Annotated in this window: 9 protein-coding genes; 7 read left to right on the plus strand and 2 right to left on the minus strand. The window is 43.1% G+C overall.

Annotated features, from left to right (window positions below; all coding sequences use genetic code 11):
- The first annotated feature begins 179 nt into the window (after nucleotides 1-179).
- Nucleotides 180-2,150: a hypothetical protein gene (locus AAH582_RS20890; protein ID WP_343320342.1), complete on the plus strand. Its 1,971-nt coding sequence runs from the start codon at nucleotides 180-182 to the stop codon at nucleotides 2,148-2,150.
- Between the two features lie 520 nt (nucleotides 2,151-2,670).
- Here AAH582_RS20890 and AAH582_RS20895 read toward each other — a convergent pair.
- Nucleotides 2,671-4,155: a PLP-dependent aminotransferase family protein gene (locus tag AAH582_RS20895; RefSeq protein ID WP_343320345.1), complete on the minus strand. Its 1,485-nt coding sequence runs from the start codon at nucleotides 4,153-4,155 to the stop codon at nucleotides 2,671-2,673.
- A gap of 142 nt (nucleotides 4,156-4,297) precedes the next feature.
- Here AAH582_RS20895 and bioB point away from each other — a divergent pair, with 142 nt between their 5' ends.
- From bioB to bioD, 6 genes are read left to right on the plus strand one after another with little or no spacing between them, the layout of a single operon-like run.
- On the plus strand, nucleotides 4,298-5,377 hold the full coding sequence (gene bioB / locus AAH582_RS20900; protein ID WP_343320347.1) for a biotin synthase BioB: 1,080 nt from the start codon (nucleotides 4,298-4,300) through the stop codon (nucleotides 5,375-5,377).
- Between the two features lie 8 nt (nucleotides 5,378-5,385).
- The gene (gene bioA / locus AAH582_RS20905) at nucleotides 5,386-6,702 is read left to right on the plus strand and encodes an adenosylmethionine--8-amino-7-oxononanoate transaminase (protein ID WP_343320349.1); all 1,317 of its coding nucleotides are present in this window, start codon (nucleotides 5,386-5,388) and stop codon (nucleotides 6,700-6,702) included.
- Complete coding sequence (locus AAH582_RS20910; RefSeq protein WP_343320350.1) at nucleotides 6,699-7,859, plus strand: 8-amino-7-oxononanoate synthase; 1,161 nt, start codon at nucleotides 6,699-6,701, stop codon at nucleotides 7,857-7,859. Before bioA ends, AAH582_RS20910 begins: the two co-directional genes overlap by 4 nt.
- Nucleotides 7,856-8,554, plus strand: a complete 699-nt coding sequence (locus AAH582_RS20915; protein WP_343320352.1) for a DUF452 family protein — start codon at nucleotides 7,856-7,858, stop codon at nucleotides 8,552-8,554. The genes AAH582_RS20910 and AAH582_RS20915 overlap by 4 nt, the downstream gene beginning before the upstream one ends.
- Nucleotides 8,555-8,559: 5 nt before the next feature.
- Nucleotides 8,560-9,372, plus strand: coding sequence for a malonyl-ACP O-methyltransferase BioC (gene bioC / locus AAH582_RS20920; protein WP_197083970.1), 813 nt, complete (start codon nucleotides 8,560-8,562; stop codon nucleotides 9,370-9,372).
- Nucleotides 9,365-9,997, plus strand: coding sequence for a dethiobiotin synthase (gene bioD / locus AAH582_RS20925; RefSeq protein WP_343320355.1), 633 nt, complete (start codon nucleotides 9,365-9,367; stop codon nucleotides 9,995-9,997). Before bioC ends, bioD begins: the two co-directional genes overlap by 8 nt.
- A 97-nt stretch (nucleotides 9,998-10,094) precedes the next feature.
- Here the strand turns inward: bioD and AAH582_RS20930 are convergent, their stop codons facing one another.
- Nucleotides 10,095-12,608 (minus strand): phosphocholine-specific phospholipase C, encoded by a 2,514-nt coding sequence (locus tag AAH582_RS20930; protein WP_343320357.1) that lies wholly within the window; start codon nucleotides 12,606-12,608, stop codon nucleotides 10,095-10,097.
- Between the last annotated feature and the right edge of the window lie 37 nt (nucleotides 12,609-12,645).

Consider the following 12,645-nt stretch of genomic DNA (forward strand, 5'->3'; position numbering starts at 1 on the left):
TCCGCGATCTTTGCATACCTCATCAGACTGCAACACAAGTTTATCTCGCTATCGGGACAAATAAGCAATCGAAATGGATTGATCCATTAATCTTTTCAACCAATTTAATTTATAAGGATTTGGATTTAAAATTATTTCATACTTTAGTGTTATAATTCTTAACCAAACAGTCATTTTTTATGAAAAGTTTTTTCACTGGCCTTCTCCTGCTTAGTGGTATATCCCTACAAGCACAAGATTTTTCGTTCGGTAAAATAAAAAAGGAAGATTTTGCCACTACTGTTGACAAAATAGATACGGCAGCAAATGCCTTTGTCTTACGTGAATACGGTTCAGCCGAAGTAAGTTACAACAAGAATAAAGGTTTAGTCGTTGAATTTTTCAAACATGTTCGCATTAAAATTTTAAATAAAGAAGCCTATAGCTATGCAAACTTCAGCATTCCACTGTATAAAAATGGCAACGACCGGGAAGTCCTAATGGACATCAAGGGGGCGTCCTATCACCTTGTCGGTGATAAGGTCGTGGAAACAGAGATGACCAAAGCGAATATTTTTAACGAAAACTCCTCAGAAAACTATGCGGTAACGAAAGCGGCTATACCACAAGTTCAGGAAGGTACAATCATCGAATACCGCTACCGTACGGAATCCCCATTTATCTTTAATCTAAATGCTTGGGAATTTCAGGAAGATCTTCCGAAACTTTATAGCCAATACGTCACGCGTATTCCCGAGATCTGCCATTATAAAGCCAATTTAAAAGGTGGACTTGCTGTCAGCGACAGGAAGGTAGAAAATTACAACACAGGCCTAAATTCTGAAGTTGGCGAAGTCCTAGGTAGTAAAACTACCTACACAATGGAAAATATCCCGGCTTTCCACACGGAAGATTACATGACCTCTTCCAAAAATTTCAGATCAATTATCTTCTTCGAACTCGGCAGATATAGCGTTCCAATGGGACCGACAAAAGACTTCTCGCTCACCTGGGAAAACGTCCGAGATAAACTCATACAGGACGAAAGTTTTGGTGGACAGGTAAAACGAAAAACGGCATTGAAAGAATTCATTGAACCTGTATTGCAGGATTCAAAAGATGACCTAGAAAAAGCAGTACGGTTGTATACTTATTTTCAGAAACAAATAAAATGGAACAACCACCATTCGATCTACGCAAAAAACATCAAAGAAGCCATCGAAAAAAGAACAGGCAATAGCGCCGATATTAACCTCGGACTGGTCAATGCTTTACGATATGCGAAGCTAGATGCCATCCCTGTTATTTTATCGACACGCGAGAATGGCTATGCAGGGCTCTATGCACCAGCGATATCAGAGTTCAACCACGTCATTGCACGGGTAAAAATAGGTGAAAACTACTACCTGCTGGATGCGACCTCTCCTTATGAGATGTTTGGAAATATTCCGATGAAATGTGTCAACTTTCAGGGAAGATCAATTCCCCTCGAAGGTGAATCTGACTGGGTGAAACTCGAGGCAAGCCTTTCCTCTACGTACAGTAATTTTTTCTACGGTGAACTGTCAGAAAATGGTGCATTAAAAGGAAAATGGATTACCTCACGTAACGGTTATGGTGCGTCGAAAATGCGTGAACGCCTTCAAGGAAGTAATTCTGAAGAAGAATTCTACGAAAAAATAGATGAAGAAAACAATCGCATCAAAATCAACAGTTTTAAAGTATCGAATCGAGAATCCCTTGATAAACCACTGACGGAGGAGTTTGAAATTGAGATCAAGAATTTTGCAACCCTACAAAATGACCAACTTCTATTCAATCCTTATATTGACACCAAAATGTCCAAGAACCCCTTCAACCTAACGGAGCGGAATTATCCAATCGACTTTGGTTCTTTAGTCCAAGAGGAGTGCTACATTGAAATCAAACTACCAAAAGGCTATGCTTATCCAACGGAAGGAAAGTTAAAAAATATCAGTATGGCACTTCCTGAACGTGCGGCCCGATACATTTTCAAAATCAACAATACAACACCGGACGTTTTGATCATCGAATCTGCAACACAATTAAACAAACCCCTGTTTATGCCGGAAGAGTATTTTGATTTAAAAGAGTTTTTCAGTCGGATCATCCAGGCAGAAAAATTAGATGTTGTACTCAAAAAAATATAACGATATCACTTAACACAAACTTCATTTTATATTGACGATTAGCTTAAATAAGGGTAATAACTTTGAATATCAAAAAACAGTAAAATGATTAAAGATTCAGATTTATTCGAACTAGAGAATACCTTCCTTGGTGAAGGTTTCGAATTAGATGGTGATGATATTATCACCGATGAAGACTAGGTCTTCACTTTTTTAGCAAGTATTATTCCCCTTATATAATCTCAAAGCCCAGACATTCTTTGCTGGGCTTTTTCTTTGTTCCGTAGTTCACCAATTTGGCCAAACCTTATTATTTCTCTATCTTTATGTTATCCTGACGATCCGCCGTTGAGCTAACCCAGCTCCTATTTTTACGGGAACGCAAGTAACAGGTTTAAAGCAAATAACACACATGAGAAAAATAATATTGGATCTAGCCATGCCCCTACCAAAAGCAAACAATGGCAGCACCCATACTTTGTGGATTGCTGTGGATTACCTCAAGAAGCCAAAAACAAATTGACCCATATCTGCAAAGCAGCTAGTCGATATTTCTGACCAAATCGGCATAAGCAGCACGCAACAAAGAAATTGCCGCCTCCATACTTTGTTCATCAAGATGGGCAAACCCCAACCGCAATGCTGTAACGGTTTTATTTTGATAAAGGCAATTACTCGGCAACAAGAGTCCTAGCAACCGTACTTTTTCTTGCAAGGCTGTCAGCGAAACGACCCGATAAAACTGTATCCAAAAGGCAAGTCCAGAGGACGGGATTTCAAACCGGATCTGATCTCCAAAATGCCGTAACAGCAATTGGGCAAACAATTCTTTTCGCTCAGCAACTGTTTTCTGAAATTTACGCTGATACCGAAAGATATCACCCTGATGGATAATTTCACCCAATGTTTTCTCGATCATAAAATTCGGTTTTCCGAAGATATTCAAATACTTTTTACCTTCATCCAACAGATCCTGTGGTGCGATCAAAAAGTTCATTTGGAAACCAGGATCAAAGAAACTACCGAAAGCACCTGTATAAATCACGTGGTTGCCGCCATTTTTCCGGAAAAGTGATTCGCCTTTCTCCTTAAAAAAAGAAGACTCAAAATCCACATCATCCTCAATAATGATAAAGTTATACTGCTCGGCCAACGCTAACAGCTGAATTTTCCTCCGCTCGGAAAGGTTAACCGTCGTTGGATACTGACATCTGGTATTGAGGTAAACACACCTGATTTCTCCGGGTCTAAATTGCTCTCCAATCTTAGCGACAATCATCCCCTCTGCATCTACAGGAATGGTTTTTAGCTTAGCCCCAGCTTGACTAAAGATCATGTTAGGTAAAAAATAACTTAAATTTTCCACCAGCACAATATCACCGGGTCGGATCAATAATCGGGATAAAATTGAAAAAATCTGCTCGCGGCTGGCAATCGGCAACAAGAAATTCCGGGAAAGATGAAACCCTCTTGTTAAATTCAGATAATAGCTTAACTGGTCCCTAAAAAACAAATTCCCTTCAGTCGTCGTCGGAAAATCATCACTTTTCTTTTTCCGTTTCACCATGGATGCATAAAAACGCACCAGTTCCTCCGTTCCAATGACATTATAATCCGGTGTTCCATCCGTAAAATAGTACCTTTCGGGAACCTCTGAAATAGGCATATCTAAGATGAGTTCCTTTCTAAAAAAGTAAGGTGCAAAATCAGGCGGCTGTCTAAATGCCTTAACTGCAGACCTGGAGGTACCGATACGCTCGGGATTTTTCACAAAAGTCCCGCGATTAGGTAAAATTTTCACCCAGCCCTGTTCCTGCAATTCCGCTAAAGCAGCTACAATGGTTTTTCGGTGCACATTTAGTTCATCAGCAATCTTCCGACTTCCGGGCAACAGATCGCCATCTTCCAATAGATTACGTTTGACGGCATTAATAAATTGATAAACAATCTGCAGATAGATGGCATCTTCTTTACGGCGATCTATTTTAATAATGGAATGAAAACCTATACTAACCGGACTACTCATTATGTTTATTTCGGACTACCAAAGTTATCATTTAAACTATAATCTTTGCAATCATCAAGAAAAAATAATCGCGTTGAATTACCCAATCCCGATGGTCATTAAGCAAAATAGACCTGACTTTAGCGTAAAAATTAGCAATAATATGGAAACAAAACCACAATGGACGCAGGACGACGTTGTTGCTTTATACAACAAACCAATAATGGATCTTCTTTATGAAGCGGCATCGATACATCGGAAATATCACGACCCCAACAAAGTACAAGTGTCCACATTGATCTCAATAAAAACAGGTGGCTGTCCCGAAGACTGTGCCTATTGTCCACAGGCCGCACGTTACCATACGAATGTAAAAGCGGAAGGCCTAATGAGCCTAGAGCAGGTAAAGGAGCAGGCACTGGCGGCCAAAGCGGGCGGTAGCTCACGAATCTGTATGGGGGCCGCTTGGCGTAATGTTAAAGATGGTCCTGAGTTTGATCATGTACTGGAGATGGTCCGCACATTGAATAGACTTGATATGGAAGTCTGTTGCACACTAGGTATGCTGACCGAAAACCAGGCACATCGTCTTTCAGAAGCCGGACTATACGCCTACAACCACAACCTCGACTCCTCTGCCGACTACTATAAGGAAATTATCTCGACCAGAAGCTATGATGATCGCCTGCAAACGATCGAAAATGTACGTAAAACCAACATAACGGTATGTAGCGGTGGTATTATTGGGATGGGAGAAAGTATCGCCGACCGTGCAGCGATGTTGGTCACGCTTGCTTCGCTCATTCCACAACCCGAATCGGTACCGATCAATGCACTCGTTCCTGTACCCGGTACTCCAATGGAGGTCATGGAAGCAGTTTCGATATGGGAAATGGTACGCATGGTCGCTACAGCCCGAATTTTATTACCCACCACACAGGTTCGCCTTTCTGCAGGGCGTACCAACATGAGTACAGAGGGACAAGCTTTATGCTTTTTCGCAGGAGCCAATTCGATTTTCTCGGGCGACAAACTCCTCACCACGCCCAATCCCGCTATCAACGAAGATATGGATATGTTTAAAACACTGGGGTTAGTGGCACAGCAGCCTTTCGAGAAAAAAAATCAACCCGAAACCATCGCAACGGAGATGGCGCATTACCATGATCTTGGTGAAAGACCAAGATGGTCAAGACCAGAACATAAAATCCAGCGTAACATCGCTAAACAGCAAGACAAATAACAAACCCTATGCAGCAAACCATAATGGAAGGAAAAGAAATCAACCAACAAGACCTTATCGATGATTTTGACAGAGCGCATTTATGGCATCCGTATACAACCATGACTAATCCCTTACCTGCCTACAAGGTTAAACGGGCAGATGGCTGTATAATCGAGTTGGAAAATGGGCAGCAGCTTATCGATGGTATGTCCTCTTGGTGGTGCGCCATCCATGGCTACAATCACCCCGTCCTGAACGCTGCGGTCACAGCACAGCTCAGCAGCATGTCACACATGATGTTTGGCGGACTTACACACGAACCAGCAATTGCCCTCGGTAAAACACTGCTTGATATCACCCCTGCTACACTCAACAAAATATTTTATGCCGATTCGGGTTCTGTTGCAGTGGAAGTTGCGCTTAAAATGGCTACTCAATACTGGGTATCACAAAAAAAGACCAATAAAACAAACTTTGTCACGATTCGTTCGGGATACCATGGCGATACCTGGAACGCGATGTCGGTCTGTGACCCCATTACTGGCATGCACCGCATCTTTGACCATGCTTTACCCAAACGCTATTTTGCCCCTGCCCCAAAAATAGGATTTGATCAGGAATGGGATGCCAATGATATTCAACCCTTAGCAGACCTGATCTGCTCGCATAAGGACGAACTGGCCGCTCTCATCCTCGAACCTATCGTCCAGGGAGCCGGTGGTATGCGTTTTTATCATCCGGAGTACTTGCGTCAGGCAGCACATCTTTGCAAAGAAAATCAACTGCTATTAATCTTTGATGAAATCGCTACCGGATTTGGGCGTACGGGTAAGCTCTTTGCCTGGGAACATGCCGGCATAGTGCCCGATATCATGTGTATCGGTAAAGCTTTGACCGGAGGTTATATGACGCTATCAGCCGTGATCACTTCAGATCACGTTGCAACTACAATCTCTAACGGTAAACCGGGTACATTTATGCATGGGCCAACTTTTATGGCCAACCCCTTGGCTTGCGCTGTAGCCCACGCTTCTATCAAATTACTATTGGCAACGGACTGGCAAGCGAAAGTAACGTTAATCGAGCAACAATTGAGGCGGGAACTTAGCGCTGCAACAGCGCTGCCCCAAGTTGACGAGCTCAGAATTTTAGGCGCAATTGCAGTTATCGAGATGAAAAACTCCGTCGATCTATCCCGCATACAACAGCGGTTTATCGAAGAAGGAATTTGGGTAAGGCCATTCGGAAAACTGATTTATATCATGCCCCCTTTTATCATAAACGAAGGCGAGCTACACAAGTTAACACAGGCATTACTAGCCGTAATCAGCACAATCCAATGAGTGAAAACAGTTTAATCCAGCGCATTGAAGATGAATTACTTACCCTTGAAAAACAAGGGAATATACGAAAACTCCCCCTTATCACACAGCAGGGCAACATAGGACAGAAGCATGAAAAAGAGCATCATAACCTCTCGTCTAACGATTATCTTGGCCTAGCGACAGATCAGATACTTCGTCAAGAATTCCTAAACTCGGTGACAAAGGATAATGCAGTATTCAGTGCCTCCTCTTCGCGTCTATTCACAGGAAACCATGCAGGCTATACGCAATTGGAAACAACGCTGTGCCGTATGTTTGGCACAGAGAGTGCATTGGTCTTTAACAGTGGCTATCATATGAATGTAGGCATACTTCCTGCAGTGTGTGATACACAGACACTAATTCTCGCCGATAAGGGTATCCACGCAAGCCTAATTGATGGCATCCGGCTGTCCAATGCGGCCTGCTACAGGTACCGCCATTCCGATTACACCCACTTAACGCAATTATTGGCAAAATATGCCCATCGCTTCACACGCATCATCATCGTCACAGAAAGTATTTTTAGTATGGATGGTGATTGCACTGACCTCCACTATCTGGTCAGTCTAAAACAGCGTTACCCCAACACCTTACTCTATGTCGATGAAGCGCACGCCGTAGGGGTACGCGGAATACGGGGGCTTGGCTGCGCAGAAGAACAGCAGTGTATTACCGAAATTGATTTCCTGACAGGCACCTTCGGAAAAGCGCTAGCATCGCTTGGTGGCTACCTGCTCTGTAAAGAACCCATCCGGAATTATTTGATCAATAAGGCTCGTACGCTAGTTTTTACAACCGCGCTACCACCGATCAACCTTTTATGGACCGCGTTTATTCTGGAACGCTTAAGCGACTTCACTGACCGGCGCCAACAGCTGCACAAAAATAGCCTATTACTTAAACAGCAAATAATTGCCAAAGGCTTTAATTGTCCGTCAGAGAGCCATATTCTACCAGTCATTATCGGTGATAATAAGGAAACGATACTGAAAGCAGAAGACCTGCAGCGAAAGGGATTTTACGTACTTCCCATACGTCCGCCGACAGTACCAGCAGGAACTTCAAGAATCCGGCTTTCATTAACAGCAACAATGACCTCGGCCATGATCAAACAACTCGCAGCAAGCTTATGATACTTAAAAGAATCTCTCCCAAACGGGTCACTTCCGCCGATAATTTTCCAAGGCAGTATCTTCACCCAAAATCCAACGAAAAACTGCTTTTATTTTTTGCAGGCTGGGGCATGGATGAACAGCCTTTTTTGCACTACTCTCCTGTGGGCAAAGATCTTATTGTTGCCTATAGCTATACGGATTTACTGTTGGACGAACGTCTGCTCGCAGGATACTGGGAAATTGAGGTTTTCGCCTGGTCTATGGGGGTATGGGCAGCAGCAATGGTACTGCCCGAACTCCAAAACAGCAATTACCCCATCAGTACGTGTACCGCAATCAATGGAACACCATTTCCAATAGATGACGAAAAAGGAATTCCAGCCCAGTTATTCAAAGGAACATTGGATACGCTGAGCGATAAAACACTGGAAAAATTCAGATTCCGCATGTGTGGTTCCAAGGACCTTTTCAACAACTTTCTTGACAAAGCTCCTCAACGGGACATCGAAGACCTTCGCACAGAGCTCATCGCCATTGAAAAAATCGCAAGTACCAAATCAGCAACAGCATTTCAATGGCATCAGGCATATATCGGTAAAGAAGACCGAATCTTCCACGTAGAAAATCAAAAACGTGCCTGGTCCGATACCGCATATACGATAATTGACGCTACGCATTATCCCGAACAATTATTTAAGCACCTTTTAAAATGATCATCATGATGGACAAACAAAGGATTATGGCCCGTTTTTCTAAAGCTGCGCCGAACTATCAGTCGGCAGCGACTGCTCAGTACGAAATAGCAAAAAAAATGATCAGCTTGATGCAGGAGTACATACCGCTCAGACCGCAAAAAGTATTGGAAATTGGCTGCGGCACAGGACTTTTTTCGCGGTTGATGCTAGAGCATCTCAAACCTCAAAAAATGGTTTTAAATGATATCTGTCCAGCAATGATGCCCGAAGTAATGGATATTTTGACCTCGCCGCACACGTTCAGCTGTGCTGATGCAGAAACCTATGCTTTTCCAAAAGATATCAATCTAATCGCTTCCTGCTCTACGATTCAGTGGTTCAACAATCCCCGCGCTTTCTTTGAGAACTGTTATGTATCGCTTCCGAACTCGGGTATCCTTGCCTTCAGTACTTTTGGTCATGACAATATGCACGAGATCAATGCTACTGCACATGTTGGACTAACATATCAATCTAAATCCGAACTTATTGCCGAACTTTTAGCATTGAATTATACGATCCTCGTTGCACAAGAAGAACATTTACAATTGTACTTTGAAAGCCCTTTACAAGTTCTGCTCCACCTGAAGCAAACAGGAGTGACGGGAATAAAAAATCACCGGTGGACAAAAGGCACACTCCGGGCTTTCTGCGATCAGTATACTGCTCGTTACGGGACAGAAAAAGGCGTATCGCTAACCTACCACCCCATCTATATTATTGCAAAGAAAACAACAGCTGAACACACCTATTACCAACAGTCGGACAACCTACTAAAGCAACATCACAATGAATGAAAACATCTATTTTGTTTCCGGCATAGATACCGGGATTGGAAAAAGTTATGCTACCGGCCTCCTTGCGAAACAATGGAATACAAATGGTATACGTACCATTACTCAAAAGCTGGTGCAAACTGGAAATACAGCTATTTCTGAAGATATCGTCCTGCATCGCCAACTCATGGAAATCCCATTAACGGAGGAAGATCATCAGAAAATCACCATGCCGGAGATTTTCAGCTACCCGGCCTCCCCTCATCTGGCAGCGCGCCTAGATAGTCGTGAAATTGACTTTAACAAGATCAGACAGGCAAGCTTGACATTAAGCCATCGCTACGATGCTGTGCTTATTGAGGGCGCAGGTGGATTGATGGTTCCATTAAAAGAAGATTATCTGATTATTGATTACATCCAAGAAATGCAATATCCTCTTATTTTTGTCACATCCGGAAAATTAGGGAGTATCAATCATACCTTACTAAGTCTGGAAGCGATCGCCAAGCGCAAGATCAATCTACACATCCTGGTTTACAACACGTTCCCCGTTCATAAAGACCGCACCATAAGTTCTGATACGGAGTTATATCTTCGTCATTATATAGAAAAACACCATCCGGAGACCTTATTTGTCCGCTTGTAAATAAGGTCAACCGGATACGATTGTTAGACCGATAGCGCAACAGCAGGTAGACCAGTCAAAAAGAATTGGCCGCCATTCCTGCGGAAACAGGTATATGTTATGCTAATAATGGATCAGTTGTACACTCGACACCTGTTTCCAATCGCCCTGCGAGCTGAATGAGGAAGCTGCTGTCTTCCTTGAGTCGTACAGCAATATCATACCAATTCCCTTGCCTTTCAACATCGAGGATCAACGGAACTTCTTCAGCGGGAGCGATTTCTTTCGTTGCGGTGTATTTTCCATAACTAAGGCTCTCGACAACTACGGTTAACCGCTGGTTACTATCGTTCCTGAGTTTCAACTGCAATTTCCCTGTTGTCGCCTGTGTCAGCGCTTTGAGTTCGGGAGAAACGGTAGCCGCCAGCGCTGCAGCTCCTTTTTGTCCAGAAAATTTTCGATAAAAACCATTTGGACCATGTAATTCAAAAGCATAGCGGTCTCCTGCAAATCGTGCCAGATCCCACTGATATGTCAAACGATCACCGGCCTTCACCGCAAAATTCCAATTACGGTAGGTTTCACTTTGCCCCTGTTCATCACGATATTCCAACGGACTATACACGTTGAAAGCTGTACCGGAAGTCTTTTTTCCGAAAAACTTGTTGTCTACAGTCATCGCCAGATGAAACTGTCCATCTTTCACATAGCCCACCGCATCATGTGCATAAGGCAATTGCAGGGATTTACGAATCCCCCGCTCCTGTATTCGGTCAAATCCCGGGATCCATCCGTTTTTAGTCGCAAGATCAGGATCTTTGACCTCAACAAAGCCTTGTGGATCATCTTTGAACTGCGCATTGTATATCGTTTCGATATATTGATTCCGATCAAGAAAAGGAAGTTGTTCCTTTTGCTGCGTAAAAGGTGTAAAGGCGCTTGTTAAATCACCACAGATTGTTCTACGCCATGCACTGATGTTTTCCAAATGCAGATTTTTGTTCAGCTTTTTGTTAAAGAAAGATTCCAAAAATTGCAAAGTAGAGGTATGGTCAAATACCTGAGAGCAGACCTTACCACCTCGTGACCAAGGCGACGCAATATACATGGGAACACGAAAACCTAAACCCACAGCGCCTTCGCGTGCCTGTTTTTTAGGAATCCCCTGTTTTAGCTCATTTTCTAAACGAACCATCTCCACCTCCGTATCGATCTCAGGAGAACATGCACCTGTATCTTTCTTCTTTAAATCTGGCACCAGAAAAGGTTTAACATGGTCGTAGTAACCATCGTTTTCATCATAGGTAATGATAAAAATTGTTTTTTTCCAAACTTCGGGGTTCTTCGTTAAGATATCTAAGACTTCAGATACATACCAAGCTCCATACCAGGGCGCACTCGGGTGGTCCGAAAAATTCTGCGGACCGGCCAACCAGGATACGGCAGGCAGTTTCCCGGTATCAACGTCTTTCCGAAATTGATAAAGAATATCTCCTTTAGGGACTTCCAGCGTGCTTTTTTTTCCCTGTGTCTTAAAACGTAAGGTATCAAGCGATCTGTAATTGTTATCCCCCTTGTTTACCGTAAACGCCCGCTCATTTAATGATTTCGTAAAATCACTTAGCTTGTTATAATTGTTTGCATTGAATTCCTTTAGTTCGGTCTCAGCTCGCTCCAGTGCATCACTTTTTTTGCGAATATCAGCGCGTATCTTTTCTGCTTGTTCCTCGGAAGAAGGTGACTTCTCTTCCAACTTAGAAATCTGCATGGGCAAATCCCGAACCTGTGTTTCCAGGCTCCTGATATAGTTCTCCTTAAATTTAACTTGATAAGCCTGAAAAAACTCCAATAGATTACACCCAAAATTGGATAACCACGCCCTTTCCTGCCCGGAAAACCCTCCGCCACAGCTGGTCTCATTTTGATAGAAACGCCAGTTAATGCCATTCTTTTCAAGCAATTCCGGAAAAGTTGCCCAGGTCATTTTACCATAGCCAAAATCATCGTTCCGAATATTCACTTTTTGCAGACCATCTTTCATCTCTGTAATCTTACCCGTCCAGAAAAAGGAACGGTTAGGCGTCGTGCTTGTCATCCCCGAGCAAAAATTCTGATCACATACTGTGAAAGCATCTGCTAAGGCATAATGAAAAGGTAGATCTTCCCGTGTAAAGTATCCCAATGTCAGTGGCATCGCCGCATATTGTTTATTCCCTGATTGCTTCGATAACAGCCAATGATCGTAACGTCCTTGGTTAAAGGCATCCACCTGGCTTGCTCGACTATGTGGAAGCGAACCCATCCAGGTCACTTTACTTTCTTTCAGATTTAATCGAAAAGGAGCATAAGTTTTTCCCGCTTTATCCGTTTGATACCAAACGGGTAAACCGTTTGGTAAACGTATCGAACGGGGATCATTAAACCCCCGAACTCCCGAAAGACTACCTAGCGTATGATCAAAGGAGCGGTTCTCCTGCATCAGGATGACGATGTGCTCGGCATCTAAAAAGCTGCTTCCTGGGGCAGGGTCTATCGCAAAGGCTTTCTGGATCGATGTGGGCATAAAGCTGGCTATACCTGCTGCTCCCGAAAATAGTAGGGTCTTTCGGAGGAATTCTCTTCTGCTTTCCATAATACTTATTTATAATTTCGATTTGAATCTACTTAGA

It is taken from the genome of Sphingobacterium multivorum (assembly GCF_039511225.1).
Taxonomy (GTDB): Bacteria; Bacteroidota; Bacteroidia; order Sphingobacteriales; family Sphingobacteriaceae; genus Sphingobacterium.

What these genes read in the sequence shown, in the direction of transcription:
- AAH582_RS20890 (WP_343320342.1), top strand. Translation starts at nt 180, where the DNA reads ATGAAAAGTTTTTTCACTGGCCTTCTCCTGCTTAGTGGTATATCCCTA.
- AAH582_RS20895 (WP_343320345.1), bottom strand. Translation starts at nt 4,155, where the DNA reads ATGAGTAGTCCGGTTAGTATAGGTTTTCATTCCATTATTAAAATAGAT.
- bioB (WP_343320347.1), top strand. Translation starts at nt 4,298, where the DNA reads ATGGAAACAAAACCACAATGGACGCAGGACGACGTTGTTGCTTTATAC.
- bioA (WP_343320349.1), top strand. Translation starts at nt 5,386, where the DNA reads ATGCAGCAAACCATAATGGAAGGAAAAGAAATCAACCAACAAGACCTT.
- AAH582_RS20910 (WP_343320350.1), top strand. Translation starts at nt 6,699, where the DNA reads ATGAGTGAAAACAGTTTAATCCAGCGCATTGAAGATGAATTACTTACC.
- AAH582_RS20915 (WP_343320352.1), top strand. Translation starts at nt 7,856, where the DNA reads ATGATACTTAAAAGAATCTCTCCCAAACGGGTCACTTCCGCCGATAAT.
- bioC (WP_197083970.1), top strand. Translation starts at nt 8,560, where the DNA reads ATGATGGACAAACAAAGGATTATGGCCCGTTTTTCTAAAGCTGCGCCG.
- bioD (WP_343320355.1), top strand. Translation starts at nt 9,365, where the DNA reads ATGAATGAAAACATCTATTTTGTTTCCGGCATAGATACCGGGATTGGA.
- AAH582_RS20930 (WP_343320357.1), bottom strand. Translation starts at nt 12,608, where the DNA reads ATGGAAAGCAGAAGAGAATTCCTCCGAAAGACCCTACTATTTTCGGGA.